The 16,261-nt window shown below is 61.5% G+C and carries 21 protein-coding genes and 1 tRNA gene; 8 read left to right on the top strand and 14 right to left on the bottom strand.

What is annotated here, in order from left to right:
* Positions 1-88: 88 nt before the first annotated feature.
* Positions 89-481 carry a DUF983 domain-containing protein gene (locus tag ACTG36_RS07320; RefSeq protein ID WP_375281580.1) on the top strand — a complete coding sequence of 131 codons (393 nt, stop codon included), beginning with the start codon at positions 89-91 and terminating at the stop codon, positions 479-481.
* A complete protein-coding gene (locus ACTG36_RS07315) occupies positions 459-1,202 on the top strand; it encodes an NUDIX hydrolase (protein WP_375281581.1) in 744 nt (247 codons plus the stop codon). The genes ACTG36_RS07320 and ACTG36_RS07315 overlap by 23 nt, the downstream gene beginning before the upstream one ends.
* Here ACTG36_RS07315 and ACTG36_RS07310 read toward each other — a convergent pair.
* Both ACTG36_RS07310 and ACTG36_RS07305 read right to left on the bottom strand, forming a co-directional pair.
* On the bottom strand, positions 1,199-2,104 hold the full coding sequence (locus tag ACTG36_RS07310; protein ID WP_375281582.1) for an EamA family transporter: 906 nt from the start codon (positions 2,102-2,104) through the stop codon (positions 1,199-1,201). The two genes, ACTG36_RS07315 and ACTG36_RS07310, sit on opposite strands and share 4 nt — an antisense overlap.
* A 14-nt stretch (positions 2,105-2,118) precedes the next feature.
* Positions 2,119-3,039, bottom strand: coding sequence for a fatty acid desaturase (locus ACTG36_RS07305; protein ID WP_375281583.1), 921 nt, complete (start codon positions 3,037-3,039; stop codon positions 2,119-2,121).
* A gap of 96 nt (positions 3,040-3,135) precedes the next feature.
* Between ACTG36_RS07305 and ACTG36_RS07300 the strand changes: the two genes are divergently transcribed.
* Complete coding sequence (locus tag ACTG36_RS07300) at positions 3,136-3,996, top strand: helix-turn-helix domain-containing protein (RefSeq protein ID WP_375281584.1); 861 nt, start codon at positions 3,136-3,138, stop codon at positions 3,994-3,996.
* 1 nt (position 3,997) lies between these two features.
* Here ACTG36_RS07300 and ACTG36_RS07295 read toward each other — a convergent pair whose 3' ends face one another.
* The 6 genes from ACTG36_RS07295 to ACTG36_RS07270 form a co-directional block, all read right to left on the bottom strand.
* On the bottom strand, positions 3,998-4,753 hold the full coding sequence (locus ACTG36_RS07295) for an SDR family oxidoreductase (protein ID WP_375281585.1): 756 nt from the start codon (positions 4,751-4,753) through the stop codon (positions 3,998-4,000).
* On the bottom strand, positions 4,750-6,222 hold the full coding sequence (locus tag ACTG36_RS07290) for a carnitine 3-dehydrogenase (protein ID WP_375281586.1): 1,473 nt from the start codon (positions 6,220-6,222) through the stop codon (positions 4,750-4,752). The genes ACTG36_RS07295 and ACTG36_RS07290 overlap by 4 nt, the downstream gene beginning before the upstream one ends.
* 63 nt (positions 6,223-6,285) lie before the next feature.
* The gene (locus tag ACTG36_RS07285; RefSeq protein WP_375281587.1) at positions 6,286-6,450 is read right to left on the bottom strand and encodes a hypothetical protein; all 165 of its coding nucleotides are present in this window, start codon (positions 6,448-6,450) and stop codon (positions 6,286-6,288) included.
* A 146-nt stretch (positions 6,451-6,596) separates the two neighbouring features.
* A complete protein-coding gene (locus tag ACTG36_RS07280) occupies positions 6,597-7,148 on the bottom strand; it encodes a hypothetical protein (protein ID WP_439141868.1) in 552 nt (183 codons plus the stop codon).
* On the bottom strand, positions 7,145-7,288 hold the full coding sequence (locus tag ACTG36_RS07275) for a hypothetical protein (RefSeq protein WP_375281589.1): 144 nt from the start codon (positions 7,286-7,288) through the stop codon (positions 7,145-7,147). The genes ACTG36_RS07280 and ACTG36_RS07275 overlap by 4 nt, the downstream gene beginning before the upstream one ends.
* A 14-nt stretch (positions 7,289-7,302) precedes the next feature.
* Positions 7,303-8,214, bottom strand: a complete 912-nt coding sequence (locus ACTG36_RS07270) for a 3-keto-5-aminohexanoate cleavage protein (protein ID WP_375281590.1) — start codon at positions 8,212-8,214, stop codon at positions 7,303-7,305.
* Positions 8,215-8,432: 218 nt separating this feature from the next.
* Between ACTG36_RS07270 and ACTG36_RS07265 the strand changes: the two genes are divergently transcribed.
* Positions 8,433-8,900 carry a GNAT family N-acetyltransferase gene (locus ACTG36_RS07265; RefSeq protein ID WP_375281591.1) on the top strand — a complete coding sequence of 156 codons (468 nt, stop codon included), beginning with the start codon at positions 8,433-8,435 and terminating at the stop codon, positions 8,898-8,900.
* A 133-nt stretch (positions 8,901-9,033) separates the two neighbouring features.
* Here the strand turns inward: ACTG36_RS07265 and ACTG36_RS07260 are convergent, their stop codons facing one another.
* Positions 9,034-10,074: an aldo/keto reductase gene (locus ACTG36_RS07260; RefSeq protein WP_375281592.1), complete on the bottom strand. Its 1,041-nt coding sequence runs from the start codon at positions 10,072-10,074 to the stop codon at positions 9,034-9,036.
* A gap of 105 nt (positions 10,075-10,179) precedes the next feature.
* Between ACTG36_RS07260 and ACTG36_RS07255 the strand changes: the two genes are divergently transcribed.
* The 3 genes from ACTG36_RS07255 to metG all read left to right on the top strand — a co-directional run bounded on the left by ACTG36_RS07255 (position 10,180) and on the right by metG (position 13,611).
* Complete coding sequence (locus ACTG36_RS07255; RefSeq protein ID WP_375281593.1) at positions 10,180-10,566, top strand: hypothetical protein; 387 nt, start codon at positions 10,180-10,182, stop codon at positions 10,564-10,566.
* Positions 10,567-10,605: 39 nt separating this feature from the next.
* Positions 10,606-11,829: an MFS transporter gene (locus ACTG36_RS07250; RefSeq protein ID WP_375281594.1), complete on the top strand. Its 1,224-nt coding sequence runs from the start codon at positions 10,606-10,608 to the stop codon at positions 11,827-11,829.
* Positions 11,830-11,898: 69 nt separating this feature from the next.
* Complete coding sequence (gene metG / locus ACTG36_RS07245; protein WP_375281595.1) at positions 11,899-13,611, top strand: methionine--tRNA ligase; 1,713 nt, start codon at positions 11,899-11,901, stop codon at positions 13,609-13,611.
* Here metG and ACTG36_RS07240 read toward each other — a convergent pair whose 3' ends face one another.
* Entirely contained in the window at positions 13,612-13,878 is a 267-nt protein-coding gene (locus ACTG36_RS07240) for a hypothetical protein (protein ID WP_375281596.1), read from the bottom strand.
* A 156-nt stretch (positions 13,879-14,034) separates the two neighbouring features.
* Between ACTG36_RS07240 and ACTG36_RS07235 the strand changes: the two genes are divergently transcribed.
* Positions 14,035-14,829, top strand: a complete 795-nt coding sequence (locus tag ACTG36_RS07235) for a lytic murein transglycosylase (protein WP_375281597.1) — start codon at positions 14,035-14,037, stop codon at positions 14,827-14,829.
* A gap of 218 nt (positions 14,830-15,047) precedes the next feature.
* On the opposite strand, the gene ACTG36_RS07230 is transcribed toward ACTG36_RS07235, so the two are convergent.
* From ACTG36_RS07230 to ACTG36_RS07215, 4 genes are all read right to left on the bottom strand, one after another.
* Positions 15,048-15,133, bottom strand: a tRNA-Leu gene (locus tag ACTG36_RS07230).
* Positions 15,134-15,172: 39 nt separating this feature from the next.
* The gene (locus ACTG36_RS07225; protein ID WP_375281598.1) at positions 15,173-15,319 is read right to left on the bottom strand and encodes a tetratricopeptide repeat protein; all 147 of its coding nucleotides are present in this window, start codon (positions 15,317-15,319) and stop codon (positions 15,173-15,175) included.
* Positions 15,320-15,328: 9 nt separating this feature from the next.
* Positions 15,329-15,709, bottom strand: a complete 381-nt coding sequence (locus ACTG36_RS07220) for a tetratricopeptide repeat protein (RefSeq protein WP_439141864.1) — start codon at positions 15,707-15,709, stop codon at positions 15,329-15,331.
* A gap of 31 nt (positions 15,710-15,740) precedes the next feature.
* Positions 15,741-16,226, bottom strand: a complete 486-nt coding sequence (locus ACTG36_RS07215) for an Lrp/AsnC family transcriptional regulator (RefSeq protein WP_375281600.1) — start codon at positions 16,224-16,226, stop codon at positions 15,741-15,743.
* Positions 16,227-16,261: the final 35 nt, after the last annotated feature.

The following is a 16,261-nucleotide window of genomic DNA, read 5'->3' as shown; positions in this document are numbered from 1 at the left end:
GCGCCCCCCGCGACACTTTCGCCTCTGTTCTTTTGCGCCCCGAAGGCGCACCACCCCCCTATTGAGAAATCGTGCTGCCGAGGTCCCGATGACCGACACCAAGACAAATCCGATAGACGACCGTCCCACCAAACCCGCCATGCTGCGCGGGTTCCGTCAGCGGTGCCCCAATTGCGGCGAAGGAATGTTGTTTAAGGGCTACCTTAAGGTTGTGGACAGCTGCCCGGTGTGTTCCGAAGACCTGCACCATCACCGTGCAGATGACGGCCCCGCCTATCTGACGATTTTGATCGTGGCGCATGTTCTTGGCTTTCTGATGCATTTTGTCTGGGTGTATTTGCGCCCCGATCCTTTTGTAATGGCCACGGTGCTGACCATCTTCAGTGTTGCGCTGTCTCTCTATTTGCTGCCACGGTTGAAAGGCATGATTGTGGGCATCCAATGGGCCCGCCGGATGCATGGTTTCGGGCAGGCCGACTGACGCCCGATTAAGAAGGGGCGGTATTTTGGACCAGATCGATAAATCGGCCCTGCGGGATGCTGCGACCATCATAATTCTGCGCGACCGCGACACCAACCCGGCCATCTTGATGGGCCAACGCGGTGCTGCGGCGGCCTTCATGCCCAACAAATTCGTCTTTCCCGGTGGGGCGGTGGACGCAGGTGATGCGCAGATCGAACTGGCCCGTCCGCTCCCCGCTGATGTGGCCGCCCAACTGGCCGAAGACAGCGCGCTGGCGCCCGCGACCCTCGCCGTGGCCGCCATTCGTGAGGTTTGGGAAGAAACCGGGCAAATCCTTGGCACCCGCACCCCATGGCCTGACCCACCCGCCGACTGGCGCGATTTCGCAGCCGCCGGATACCGGCCTGATGCCGCAGCGCTCGAATTTGTGTTTCGCGCAGTCACCCCCAAAGGCCGCCCCCGCCGCTTTGATGCGCGGTTCTTTTTGGCCGACGCCACCGATCTGGCCAGCGACCCCGATGATTTCAGCCGCGCCGAGGATGAGTTGAGCCATCTGCATTGGGTCCCGTTGGCTGAGGCCCGCAAACTGGACCTGCCTTTCATCACTGAGGTCGTTCTGGCCGAAATCGCAGTCCGTCTGCGCGCGCCAGACGCGCCGCGGTCCGTTCCGTTTTTCCGCAACGACGATGAGGCTCATCTGGTCACGCGGCTGGGCGGCAAACGCCCCTTGGACGGCTAGATCGCCAAGATCAAGACCAGCACAGAGGCCGTCACCAAGGCCCCGCCCAGAATTTCACGCGGCGCGATCCGTTCCTTGAAAACAAAGACAGACAGCGCCAGTGACAGCAGTAACTCCACCTGCCCCAGTGCGTTAACATAGGCCACGTTCTGCAAGGTGAAGGCCACGAACCAGCAGGTCGATCCGATCATGCTGGTGATCCCGACCAACCCCGCGATCCGCCAAGCCCGCAGCACACGGGTGATCTCTCCCGGCTCGCGCAGGCGCATGTACAGGGCCATGGCGATGCTTTGGGCCGCTGTCACGCAGGCCAGTGTCAGCGTAGCGCGCAAAAACACATCGCCCCCGTCCAACGACAGCGACGCGCCACGATACCCCACACCAGAGCAGGCAAACAACACCCCCGATGCCAGCCCCAGCCCCACGGCGCGGTTGAAAATACGCCGCCGCCACGGCTGATCCGACGGACCCGGCGGGTCCGACAGGATCAATGTGCCGATCAGACCGACCACAATGGCCACCAGCCCCGCAAGCGCCACGCGGTCCCCCAGAACCAGCATCCCAACGCCCACAGACATCAGGACTTCCGTCTTTTTGAACGTGATCCCGACCGCGAAATTGCGGTGGCTGAACAGCGCCACCACACACATGGTCGCCAATATCTGTGACGCCCCACCAGCCAGCGCATAGGCCCAGAATACAGGCGGAATCGCGGGCAGCGTCTGGCCGGTCATCTGGGCGTAGATCAGAACCCCCACCGCCACCAAGGGCGCCGAATAGACGAAACGCGCAAAGGTGGCGCCTGCCGTGCTCAACACGCTGGCGTTCAGTTGCTTTTGCAGACCAAATCGCGCGGTTTGGGCCGTGGCGGCCAGAAGGGTGACGGGGATCCATGCGTCCATCCCCGTGTGATCCCCTATTTAACGCGCGCGCGCCAGAGCGGATGGGCCACCGGATCTTTGGCGCGCCAGAAATAGCGGCCGAAGACCTCGGCATAGGATGCAAAACGATACCCGTCATTGCGGCGCAGATAGTGGTCACGGTTCGCGCGATACAGGGCAGGCAAATCGTACCACGGCACCTTGGGGTGCATGTGGTGCACGACGTGCAGGTTGTTGTTCAGGAACAAAAAGGCCAGCGGGCCACGGTCTTCGACGATGACCGTGCGGGCGCGTGCCGCCACATGGGCGCGGTGTTCCAGATAGGTGCGGATGCGCAGCAGGGCGTGGCCCCCATAAGCCGCCACCCCGTAGGCCCACAGCGGTAACGGCGCCACCCAAACCACCGCGAGCACCAGCCCCGCCGCTGGCAGATGCGCAAGCCATCCGGCCAGAACCGCACGGTCCCCGCCCCGTGCGGCGCGCCAATCGCTCATCATCCACATCGCCTGCCCCAAAAGCGGCCCGATCAACAACCGCCCCGCCAGCCGGTTGTTGAACCGCAACACCGCTTGCATGGGGCGCGACAGGGATGCCCAAACGTCGGGGTCCAGATAGTTGCTTTCGGGATCATCATAGGGATCGGTCAGGGCCTCATCACGGTGATGGGCCAAATGGGTGGCGCGAAACCGCGCGTAGGGCACCGTCAGCGTCAAGGCCGGAAAGACCAAGCTTGCGTTGAGGGTTTGATGCGCGAAGGGATGGCCATGGACCACTTCGTGGGTCAGTGACCCGTGCAACGCGATGGCGGGGATCAACACCAAGATCGCAGCCCAGACCGGCAGCCCCCAAAGCGCCAGGCCCACAGCACCGTAAATCGCCACGGCCAAGCCCAGCGTCGGCCATTCCACCCGTGTATCATCGCCCAGTTTCGCCGTGCGGCCTGTCCTCATGTCCATCGTTGGTCCCCTTTGCCCCATCTTTTCAGGGCGACGCGGGGGCTGGAATTCCGGAAATGGTTAGCAAAGCCTGCAAATGATGATATAATCAAACATATGTTGGAAATATTAGACAAACGGGATCGTGCCGCTGTGTTCCGGACGCGGCTTGCCACGGCCATGGACGGGGCCAATGCCACGCAATCGGGCCTTGCGCGGGCCATCGGGGTGGACCGATCGACCGTGTCACAGCTTTTGTCAGGGGACGGCGCACGTCTGCCCAATGCGCAGGTGGTGGCGTCTTGTGCGTCCACTTTGGGTGTTTCGGCGGATTGGCTTTTGGGGCTGACCGACCGCCCCGAAAGCGCAAGCGATCTGGTCGCGGCCTCGATGGAGGTCACAAAAGCCCCCCGCGCCTTGATTGATGAGCAGATATTCGACTGGCACCGTGAGGCCGCGGGCTACAAAATCCGGCACGTCCCCGCAGGTTTGCCCGACATGATGAAACGGCCCGATCTTTTGCGCTGGGAATACGGGCCGCAGTTGGGGCGGTCGACAGAACAGGCAATCGGCGCCTCCGCCGACCGTTTGGCGCTGATGGAGGCCGCGAAATCAGACTACGAAATCGCCTTGCCCCTTTATGAACTGGAAAGTTTCGCCGCCGGAACGGGGTATTATGCGGGCGTGCCTGCGGATCTGAGACATGAGCAGCTGGATCATATGGAACAGCTTCATGAGGATTTGTACCCGACATTGCGGCTGCATCTGTTTGATGCCCGCAGGCTATATTCTGCGCCGGTGACGGTGTTCGGCCCGCTGTTGGGTGTGATCTATCTGGGTCAGAATTATCTGGCCTTTCGCGACACGGACCGTGTGCAGTTGCTGACGCGGCATTTCGATTTGCTGGTGCGTGAGGCGACGATCACCCCCCGTGACCTTGCCACCCATTTGGGCAAACTGCGCAAACTGTGCCGTTAGATCACGGCTTGGGGTCCGGGTTTTCGGTGTGTCCGTCCACGTTGATCACCTGTCCTGAGACCCGCGCGGCCCCCTCAGACCCCAAAAACACAGCCATATTGGCAATGTCTTCGGCGCGCACAAAGGTCCGCATGGATGTGCCTGCGGCGTAGCCTGCATAGACATCATCGCGGGTCATGCCCTTGGCCACAGCCTCCCGCGCCAAAACGCCCTCCATCCGGGGGCCTTCGACCGCACCAGGGCAAATGGCGTTGGCGCGAATGCCGTAAGGGCCGAGTTCCATGGCCAGTGTTTTCATCAGGCCGATGACGCCCCATTTGGCCGCCGCATAGGGGGCACGGTTGGGGTAGCCAAAGACACCGGCTGTGGATGAGGTCAGGATCAACGCGCCCGACCCGCGCGCCTTCATCAAGGGGGTCGCATATTTCGCCGTCAGAAAGGCCCCGCCAAGGGTCACGTTCAGGCAGGTCTGCCAATCGTGCCACGCGACGTCCTCGACCAATGCGGTGGGGCCTGCGATACCGGCATTGGCGCAGACAACATCCACGCCACCAGCACTTGCGATCTGTTCAAAAAGCCCGCGCATCTGGTCGTCATCTGACACATCGACCTTCCGCGCGGTCCACGCAAGTGGGCAGGCGTCCAGTGCGGCCTGATCCACGTCCGTCACCCAGACATCGTAGCCCACAGCGGCAAAGGCTTGGCCCATGGCAAACCCGATGCCTGATGCGCCTGCCGTGACCAGAACGCGGTTCACCCGCGTTTGCCCACGGCGGCACCCGCCCCCTCGGGCAGATCAAGGGCGGCATGGGCTGTGGCCAGACGGGCCAACGGGTCGGCCACCTGAGGGGCTGGGTCGCTGGCGCGGCGGGTCTCGAGGCTCACGTGGATCAACATATGTTCGCCCGTGGCCAGCAGCCGGTCACCTTCGTACATGCGGTGAAAGAGGTGCATCTTCTTGCCTGCCCCAGCCAGCACCTGCGTTTCCACGCGGATGCGCGCCCCGGCGTGAACCTCATCCAGATGGCGAATGTGCGTCTCGGCGGTAAAGTAACTCCCCCCCGAGGCGATGTAGTCTGGCGTACAGCCCACGATCAGCATCAGCCGGTCGGTGGCGTCCCCGAAGGCCTGCAAATAGCGCGCCTCGTTCATGTGGCCGTTGTAATCGGTCCAATCAATCGGCACGGCGCGGTCCACGGTCAACACGGGCCGCGTGATATCGGCCACGTCCTGCAAACGGTCCGCGATCTGGCCGCGCTGGTTCAGCGTTTTGTCGTGCAGGTTCATCACCGCCCCTGCCCCCCAATCGCGCGCCTTAAGGGTCCGCATCATGCCCACAAGGTTCGCGTCGCGGTGACGTTCCAATTCGCGGATCGAATACTGCCCTGATTGCGCGTCCGACTGATCGGCGATCTGGTCAATCAGATCATCGGTCAGCTCCGGCACATCCATCAGCTTGGTCCAGGGCCAGGACAGACACGGCCCGAATTGCTCGATGAAATGGCGCATCCCGGCCTCCCCCCCCGCGATCCGGTAGGTTTCAAACAGGCCCATCTGCGCCCAGCGCAGGCCAAAGCCCATGCGGATCGCCTCATCGATCTCCTCGGTCGTGGCGATACCGTCGCGGATCAGCCACAAGGCTTCTCGCCAGACGGCTTCAAGAAACCGATCCGCGATATGGGCGTCGATTTCGCGGCGCACCATCAGGGGATACATGCCAAGACCGCGCAAGGTGGATTCGATTTCGGCCAGCCGGTCGGCATTGGCAGACGTGCCCACGACCTCAATCAGGGGCAAAAGGTAGACGGGGTTGAACGGGTGGCAGACGACGATCTGGTCTGGATGCGCGGCCCCCTCCTGCAGCTCAGACGGTTTGAACCCCGAGGTCGAGGACCCGATCACAGCCTCAGGCGCGCAATGGGCCTGCACGGTGGCGTAGGTCTTTAGCTTCAGGTCCAGCCGTTCCGGCACGCTTTCCTGAATCCAAATGGCCCCTTTAACAGCATCGGCCATATCGTCATGAAAACTCAACCGGCCTTCGGCAGGCAGGGCCATGTCATAGAGGCCGGGCAGCGACGCGCGGGCGTTGTCCAGCACCTCGGCAATCTTGCGTTCCGCCTGCGGGTCAGGGTCAAAGACCTGCACATTCCATCCGTTCAGCAAAAACCGCGCAGCCCAGCCGCCGCCAATGACCCCGCCGCCGATGATCGTTGCCGTCTGTGTCATATGCCTGTCCTCCCCCATTGGCCCTGCGCGCATGTCGCAGCCAACATGGGGGGCAAGTCAAGCCTATCCCGCCGCAGTCTGGTCCGTTTGCGGCACGGGCGATCCAGGATGGTCGAATTCATCGGCTGGCACTGGCGCGCGCCGCACGCGCGGATCGCAGGCAACCATGGGACTGCCCTGATCGCGGATGATGATCCCGCCCCGCGCGCGGCAGTCTTCAAACGACATGGAGGACCCAAGGACGAAGAATTCAGTAAAACCACCCCCCGCAGCCGGTCATACGGGCGCGCCCGCGGCGCCGCCCAGATTGAACCCGCCCATCTGTTCACGGGCCGTAAGGCCAAAGATCACGGTGCCCGTCAAAATGAACCGCTTCATGGCTCAACCCTCCTCAGTTTTGACAGATCATATCCGTACCAATCCAGAATGTCCCGTGCGGCGGTGATCCTGTCCGCGCCCCCAGTTGCGGCGCGATCCAGAATGGCCACAAAGCCACCGTTTGGGTTGCCGATGGCCATGGTGCGGTCGTCAAAATCCATCCAGTACACCCAGATTTCAGACGGCTGGGCGGCGGGCACCGCATCTTGCGCACGGAACCGTCCAGCGAGGGTCTGGACATAGGGCACTTGTACCGTCTCGGCCTCACACAGGTCTGCCGAGGCGCACACGACGCCCTGCGTGACCAAGATCAAATCCTGCCCATTGGCTGCGAAGGACACAGCCGTTTGCCCGTTGGGCCACGTCCCCAGGGCGGCCTGCCGGACAGTCCAGTCCCCCGCCAAATCCTGCGCCACCACATCCGCTTGCGATCCCAGATTGGCCGTAGGAGTGCGCAGCAAGGACACATCGGCGGCGGGCGGCGCCACCACCTGATCCGCCGCACAGCCCGCAAGCGCAAACAGCGCGCAGATCGCAAAACGCGTCATCCGTCCACCCCCTGACACGTCGCCCCGTCTGGACCCACAACGATGCGCCCGCCCAGCCCGATGCAGGTCGTTTCCTCGACCATGGTCACACCAAAAACCTCAGGTCCGGCAGGTGCGGCACATCCGGCCAAAACCGCCAATACGATAAGCCCCCTCACCCTTTGGGCGCGCGTTTGGTCAGGCCCAGCTTTTCACGAACCTCCGCCGGGCCAATGACCCGCGCGCCAAGGTTTTCGATGATGCCATGCGCGCGTTCAACCAGCTGCGCATTGGTCGCCAGCACGCCGCGATCCAGCATCAGATTGTCCTCCAACCCCACGCGCACATTGCCCCCCGCCAACACGGAGGCCGCCACATAAGGCATCTGCGACCGCCCCAGACCAAAGGCCGAAAACGTCCAATCGTCCGGCACATTGTTCACCATCGCCATGAAGGTATTAAGATCATCTGGCGCGCCCCAAGGCACCCCCATGCACAGCTGCACCAAGGCATCGGACTTCAAAATACCCTCGGCCACCAGCTGTTTTGCAAACCACAAATGACCGGTGTCAAAGGCCTCAATCTCGGGCTTTACGCCCAGATCGGTCATCATCTGCCCCATGGCGCGCAACATACCTGGCGTGTTGGTCATGACATAATCGGCCTCGGCAAAGTTCATCGTGCCGCAATCAAGGGTGCAAATCTCAGGCAGGCATTCGGCCACATGGGCCACACGTTCGGTGGCCCCGACCATGTCGGTGCCCTCCACCACAGGCAAAGGGGCCTCAACCCCGCCAAAGACGATATCGCCGCCCATGCCTGCGGTCAGGTTCAACACCACATCCACATCCGCCGACCGGATGCGGTCCGTCACCTCACGGTACAATTCCAATCGGCGAGATGGCACACCGGTCTCGGGATCACGCACATGGCAATGGACCACAGAAGCACCAGCCTTGGCCGCATCAATGGCGCTGTCCGCGATCTGTTGCGGTGAACGCGGCACATGCGGGCTGCGGTCTTGGGTGCTGCCCGACCCGGTCACGGCTGCGGTGATAAAGACGTCTCGGTTCATGGTCAGTGGCATGGTGGTTCTCCCTTGGTGCGGCGACCTTACTGCGCATCTGTTGACAGACAAGCCCACAAAGGCGACACCCGCCTTCATGAAAACCGACACACATCAGCTGTACTTTATCACCGCCCCCTAAATCCGGCGGCCGGTTTTCTTTTTCGCACCTTAACAAAACCAACCCGCCGCCTCGGCGTGGTTTGATATGCGCCGAGGTGGCCAAAGCACACGGGACCATGACCCTACCTGACCTGACAATCACTCCCGCCCGCCCGGCAGACCTGCCGGCCATTTTGACGATGATCAAAGCCCTCAGCGCCTTTCACGGGGATGACGCTGCGGCCAATCTGTCAGACCTGCAAGACATGTTCTTTGGCCCCACAGACCGCGCGACAGCGCTGATCGCCACATCAAAGGGCACACCCGTGGGCTACGCAGGCCTGACGCCGACAATGGTCATCCATGACGCGAAACTGCGGCTTGATATCCACCACCTCTATGTTGTGGAACCCTACCGCGCCAAAGGCGTGGGTTCCGCCCTGATTACCGCCGCCAAGTCCCACGCTCTCGCCATCGGGGCCACGCGCCTCACCATCGGCACAGACGCAGGAAACGCCACAGCCATCGCCAGCTATCGCGCCATGGATATTCTGGAGGAAATCACAGGCACCGGCCCAAGGTTCCGCGTCGATCTGACGGCCTGACGCCCCTGCTTCATCTGGCCCGAAAAACTCCCCCCGGAGGGTCGTTTTCAGTATAAGAAAACGGCCCTCCGTGATGGGCTCACCCCAGCCAAAGGCACCTATAAAAACAACGCGGCGCAGCCGCTCCTTTTGGTCAATACGGCATCGGATGGGCGCGGTGGGTCTGGTCGATGTCGTCCAAGACCTCAGCGGTCAGTTCAAGGTCCGAGGCTGCCAGCAGATGCTGCAACTGCTCCGACGTGGTGGCCCCGAAAATCGCGCTTACTTTGAACGGGCGCGACCGTTGAAACGCCATCGCCATATGCGCCAGGTCAAGCCCGTGTTTGTCTGCCACAGCCTTGTAGGCGGCCACGGCTTCGTGGGCGCGGGGCTGGTTGCGCCCGCCCAGGGTCGCCCCGATGGACATGCGCGATCCTTCGGGGATCGCCCCGTTGGCGTATTTGCCCGTCAACAGACCCGCCGCTAAGGGCGAGAAGGAAAAACACACGACGTCCTCGTTGTGGGACACCTCGGCCATGTCCGTGTCATACAGCCGGCACAGCAGCGAATATTCATTCTGCACCGACGCCACGCGCGGCGCGCCGATCTGCTCTGCGATGTCGATCCATTTCGTCGTGCCCCATGCGCTTTCGTTGCTCAGCCCAAAGGCGCGGATCTTGCCTGCCGCCTGCGCCTCCTTCAACTTTTCCAACACGCCTGCCATGTGATCCACCACCTGCGCGCGGTCTTGGCCGGATGGGTCAAATGTCCAGTTTTGGCGGAACATGTAGGATCCGCGCATGGGCCAATGAAGCTGGTAGAGGTCGATGTAATCCGTGCCCAATCGTTCCAGATTGCCGTCCAGAATATCCAGAATATTGTCCGGACCATAGCCTTCGCCCCCACGTGCCATCGCCATGTCACCGGCGGCCTTCGTGGCGATCACCACATCGTCGCGCCGCCCTGAGGCCTTTATCCACGCAGCGATACACCTCTCACTGTCGCCCACGGTCTCCTTCAGGATCGGGTTGACGGGGTACATCTCGGCGGTGTCCAGAAAATTGATGCCTGCGTCCAGCGACATATCGATCTGGCGGTGCGCGTCCTCTTGCGGGGTTTGCCGGCTGTATGTCATCGTGCCCAAGCACCAGTCGCTGACCATGATCCCCGTGCGCCCCAATTCGATCTGTTTCATGGTCTGTCCTTTCCGCCTGTGTCCAAGGCCTCGGACAATAGCCCCCACATTCGGGTTCACAAGGGGGGGGCTTCACAAGGGGGGCGGGCTGCCTATTGTGGTGCTATGCATGATGCCCCTGAAAGCACCCACGACCGTCTGAGCGGCGAATTGGCCCGCATGAGGCTGCGCGACGTCGGATTTTGGGGCGGTTGGGCCCTCTTGATCGGGATTGCCGCGATCTATGGCTTCTTGGCGCTCAACAACGTCACCAACGCACGTTACGTCACAGGCGTGGCGGGCGACGTCCTGCCCCTGACCTCCGAGACCGGCCAGCGGATCGTGCTGCGCGTCACGGTTGAGGGCCAGACACGCGACATCCCTCTGCCCAGCCAGTTGGTGCATCCCGCCAAGGGCGCGCTTGTGTGTTTGCGCGCGGGCGAACACCGCTTCACCGGCCACACCAGCTATGTGTCCGTCTCTGACAGTTTGTGTAGCGACACAGGGCAATAACCGCTGGTCATTTGACGCGACTCAATCGCTTATTGCGGTATGCGCCTGTTGATTTCCTTTGCGGCTTTGTTTTTGTCGGCCTTGCTGTTGCAGCTGTCGTCGGGCGGCGTGGGGCCACTGGATGCTTTGACCGGGCTTGAGGCCGGATTTTCACGCGGCGACGTGGGTTTTCTGGGCTCGATGCACTTTTTGGGCTTCTTTATCGGCTGCTGGTGGGCACCGCGTTTGATGGGCACCGTGGGTCACAGCCGCGCCTTTGCGGTGTTCACGGCCATGGGTGCAATCGGCATAGCGGGCCATATCCTGATCTTTGACGCGACCGTCTGGGCGTTTTTGCGCATCGGGTCGGGAATATGTATCGCCGGGTGCTACACCGTCATCGAAAGCTGGCTTCAGGCCAAAGTGACCAACGAGAACCGTGGCCGCGCCATGGGCACCTACCGCGTGGTGGATATGGGCGGATCGCTTGTGGCGCAGTTGATGATCGGGTCCTTGGCGTCGCTGGAAACCTATGTGGCCTACAACCTGCTGACGATCTTGTGCTGCGCATCTTTGCTGCCCCTCGCCCTGACCCGCGTGCCGCAGCCAGAAACGCCCGCTGCCCCACGCTTGCGGCCCAGACTTGCGTGGCAGATGTCACCGCTGGCCGTCGCTGCTGTGCTGGTCGCGGCCCTGTCCAGCGCGTCGTTCCGAATGGTCGGCCCGATCTATGGACAAGAAGTCGGCTTGGCTGCCAGCCAGATCGGTCTGTTTTTGGCGGCCTTCGTGGCAGGCGGGGCCATCGCGCAATATCCGGCAGGTTGGCTGGCCGACAAATACGACCGCCGCTGGGTTCTGGTCTGGCTGTCGGTGGCGTCTGTGGCGTCCTGTGCGATCACCGTGGCGTCGTCCGGCATCGGCACCGTCGGTATCATGGCGGCCGCTGCGTTCTTTGGGTTCACGACCTTCCCGATCTATTCGGTCGCCGCATCCCATGCCCATGATTTTGCGACATCGGACGAACGGGTGGAACTGTCCGCCGCGCTGATGTTTTTCTACGCCGCAGGCGCCATCGCAGCACCTTGGCTGACATCACGCCTGATCGACGGCTTCGGGCCCGAGGCGCTGTTCATCTTTATCTCCGCCGGACATCTCCTGCTGGTGGTCTTCGGCCTAGGCCGCATGAAAGTCCGTGAAACACGCGACGAGCGCACCCCCTACGTCTACGCCCCGCGCACGTCCTTCATCATCGGACGGCTGCTGGGCAAATCGCGCGAACGGTGAACGCGCACCCCCTAGCCCTCCCGCATCCTGTCGGCTAAACCGCGCTGTGAAGCAAAGGACGTATACCCCATGGCCCGCCACCTCATCACCTCCGCCATTCCCTACATCAACGGGATCAAGCACCTTGGCAATCTGATCGGCAGCCAGCTGCCCGCAGATTTATACGCCCGCTATCTGCGGGGCCGTGGTCACGAGGTGCTGTTTTTGTGCGCCACAGACGAACACGGCACCCCTGCGGAATTGGCAGCGGCGAAGGCGGGCAAGCCGGTGGATGAATACTGCGCTGAGATGTGGCAGGTGCAGGCCGATCTGGCGGATGGATTCGGGCTGTCGTTTGACCACTACGGCCGGTCCTCATCCGACCAAAACCGCAAGCTGACCCAACATTTCGCTGGCGTTCTGGCCGACAACGGCCTGATCGAAGAACGCTCCGAGGCGCAGATGTATTCCCATGCGGACGCACGGTTTCTGCCCGACCGCTATATCGAAGGCACCTGCCCCAACTGCGCCTTTGAAGACGCGCGCGGCGATCAATGCGACAACTGCGGCAAGCTGCTGGACCCTGTCGATCTGATCAATCCGCATTCCACCATCTCCGGTTCTACCGATCTGGAAATGCGTGAGACAAAGCACCTTTATCTGCTGCAATCGAAACTCAAAGACGACATTGACCAATGGATCGACAGCCAGACAGGCTGGCCGGTGCTGACCACGTCGATTGCCAAGAAATGGCTGCACGACGGCGACGGGTTGCAAGACCGCGGCATCACCCGTGACCTGAGCTGGGGTGTGCCTGTCAAACGCGGCGACGACGACTGGCCCGGCATGGAAGGCAAAGTCTTTTATGTCTGGTTTGATGCCCCCATCGAATACATCGCCTGCGCCCAAGAATGGGTCGATGCAGGCAAAGGCGACGATTGGGCGCGCTGGTGGCGTACGGACAAGGGCGCAGATGACGTGCGCTACACCCAGTTCATGGGCAAGGACAACGTGCCGTTTCACACCCTGTCCTTCCCCGCCACGATCATCGGATCGGGAGAGCCTTGGAAACGGGTCGATTACCTTAAATCCTTCAACTATCTCAACTATGACGGCGGCCAGTTCAGCACATCGCGCGGACGCGGCGTGTTCATGGATCAAGCGTTGGAGATTCTGCCCGCAGACTACTGGCGCTGGTGGCTTCTGAGCCGTGCGCCGGAAACCTCTGACAGTGAATTCACGTGGGACCAGTTCCAGACGGACTGCAACAAGGACCTCGCCGATGTGCTGGGCAATTTCGTCAGCCGCGTGACCAAATTCTGCCGGTCCAAATTCTCAGAGGAGGTGCCTGCAGGCGGCACCTTCGGTGAAGCTGAAACCGCTCTCATCGACGATTTGCAAACCCGTCTGGCAGCCTATGAAGCCGCGATGGACAACATCGAAATCCGCAAAGCTGCCGCCGAATTGCGCGCCATGTGGGCGGCTGGCAACGAATATTTGCAGGCCGCAGCCCCCTGGGCGGTGTTCAAGGAAGACCCCGATCAGGCCGCGGCGCAAATCCGCCTCGCCCTAAACCTGATCCGCATCTACGCGGTTCTGTCTGCGCCCTTCATTCCAACGGCTGCGGGCAAATTGCTGTCGGCGATGAATACGCTTGATACAGACTGGCCGTCAGACATGAAAAAGGCTGTCGTGGCGCTAAAGGAAGGGCATCCCTTCTCCGTACCGGACAACCTTTTTGGTAAAATCAGCGATGATCAGCGCGAGGAATGGGCTGAAAAATTCGCCGGACGCCGCGATTAATTAATTGTCGGCCTCTTGGGCTTCGTCCATCGCTTCGTCGATTTCACGGTCGGTCTCAATCGCGCCCGATGTGGCGTCCATATCGTCCGCCTGTTCGACAACGGCATCCGGTGTGCCGTCGGGATCGACCGCGTCGTTTTCAACTTCGTCCGCGCCGATAAAATAGACGGCGGCGACAACCGCCACGATCAAGGCCAATGTGATCCCCACAATGGGGCCCCAATGACGTTTCTCTTGTTTCTCAAGGTTTGTTTGCGGTGCGCTCATGGTAGGTCCTTTCTGTATTGCACATCCAACCCGCAGCACGCCCCATATGTTCCACCGGATCTGCGGAAGGTTCGCACGACGGGGTCCGCAAATCCTGACTTAACAGCGGGCGCAATCGTGCTAACCTCCGGTTAACCTTAATTCCTGGAGTATCTCATGCGTTCCCTTTTTGCCGCCGTAGCCCTTGCCCTGACGTCCACAACCGCCCTCGCAGCCCCTTGTGGCAACGACAGTTCGGGCTTTGCCGCTTGGAAACAAGCCTTCGCACAAGAGGCCGCCGCCGCAGGTGTCGGTGCTGCCGGCCTTCAGGCGCTGGCCAACGCGCAATATTCCCAATCCACCATCAACGCGGACCGGAACCAAACGGGCGTGCGTTATGAATTGAACGACTTTATCCGCATCCGCCTTGGATCACTGGACAGCTTTGCAGGCCAGATGCGCCGCCAACGCGACCAGAACGCCACCTTCTTTGCCAATCTGGAACGCGCCTACGGCGTGCCTGCGGGCATTTTGCTGGCCATCCATGGCATGGAAACGGGCTTTGGCCGCACCATGGGCAACACGCCCGTGGTCGACAGCATCACGACCGTCGCCTACGACTGCCGCCGGTCGGCATTCTTCACGCCCCACGCGATTGCAGCCCTTGTGCTGGTGGACCGTGGCGGGCTGGCCGCAAACCAGCGCGGCGCCGCCCACGGCGAGATGGGCCACACCCAGTTCCTACCTGGGAACGCCCTGCGCTACGGTGTGGACGCCGACGGCAATGGTCGTGTTGATCTCTATTCCGTGGCCGACAGCCTTGCGTCCACGGCCAACTTCCTGCGCCAGAAAGGCTGGCAGCCGGGGCAATCGTTTCAAGAAGGCACCACCAACTTCCGCGTTTTGAACGAATGGAATGCCGCAACGGTGTACCAGCAAGCCATCGCCTTGAGCGCCGCCCGCCTGCAATAAGGCGCAGCGCGGCTCTTCTTTGTCTCAAAAATATCCCCGCCGGAGGCTCCGACACAAGCCTCCGGTGGATGCGTATTTGGGATAGAAAAGCCGGAAGATAGGGTGACATGCGGCCAAGGACGCGGCTTATAGCCCGGCAAGCTCTCATCGTTCTTGCAGAACGACTGCCGCTTGCGGTGGTGCGATGCTGCCGTTGCTTTTGCTGTGCAAAAGCAACGTGGTACCCGCGGCCGGACTCGAACCGGCACGGCCCAAAGGCCAAGAGATTTTAAGTCTCCAGTGTCTACCATTCCACCACGCGGGCAACGCGCCCGACCATAGGGAATTCGCAGGCGGCGTCCAGTCAGATATCGCGGTCGAGGGGCCCGTCTAGCAACGCGCGCTCCGCCAGCCATGGATTGATCCGAAGCGCGGCGCGCAAGACCTCTTGCGCCTCCTCGTTTCGGTCCAATTCGATCAGCGTCAATGCCTTGCCGGTCAACGCGCCCAAATGCTGGGGTCATAACACGATCGCGCGGTCCAGATCGATCAAGGCCCCCTCAAAATCGCCCGACAAAAACGCTGCAAAGGCGCGCTGGTTGTAGCCTTCGGCGTACTCAGGGCAGTAATCGATCAATTCCGTTAAGGCCGCGCGGCTGGCGTTGGTATCGCCCATCCGCAACAGCGCGACACCCTCTTGCAGCATGCCTTGCGCCAAAGCATCCGGCGCATCAAGCCAGATTTCCCACATCTGGCCAGACAAAGCCCGTGCAGCACGCTCATCGGGGGCCACCTGCATTTGCGCCACAAGGGCCGCGATCTGTGCCGTGTAGTCCTGCCCCTCAGGGCAATCCGCCGCCACAGACCTGGCGGTTAATGTTATCAGGGTTGCATATCTCATGGGCCTAAGGATGGCCCACAGGCGGCTTCCGTCAACCTGTGCCCGGTTGCGGGGCCACGACATCCTCTTTCACCGCTTGCATCGCCACATAGGTCGATGTGTTCGCCACATGGGGCAGAGTGGAAATTCGTTCCGCCAAAACAAGCCTGTAGGACGTCATCCCGCTGGTCCGCACCTTTAACAGATAATCAAATGCGCCCGCAATCAGATGACATTGTTCAATCTCCGGAATGCGCGTGACCTCACGGTTAAAGGCGGCCAGTGCCGCCTCTCTTGTATCGCTCAACTTCACCTCGACAAAGGCCACATGGTCGCGGCCCAGCTGTATGGGATCAAACTGCGCGCGATAGCCACGCACCACGCCCGTCTCCTCCAACCGGCGCAACCGCGCCTGTGTTGGCGATTTGGACAGCCCGATGCGTTGCGCAAGCTCCGTCACCGTGATTCGACCATCGACCGCGATCACATCCAGTATTTTGCGATCAAATACGTCTAGCTCAGAAGTCAGATCGACCATGAAACACCCTCTAATTTAGTCAATATGACCGCGCC

This window comes from Pseudooctadecabacter sp., from assembly GCF_965657175.1.
In the GTDB taxonomy this organism is placed as follows: Bacteria; Pseudomonadota; Alphaproteobacteria; order Rhodobacterales; family Rhodobacteraceae; genus Octadecabacter.
This window is presented reverse-complemented; position numbering and strand designations above follow the sequence as displayed.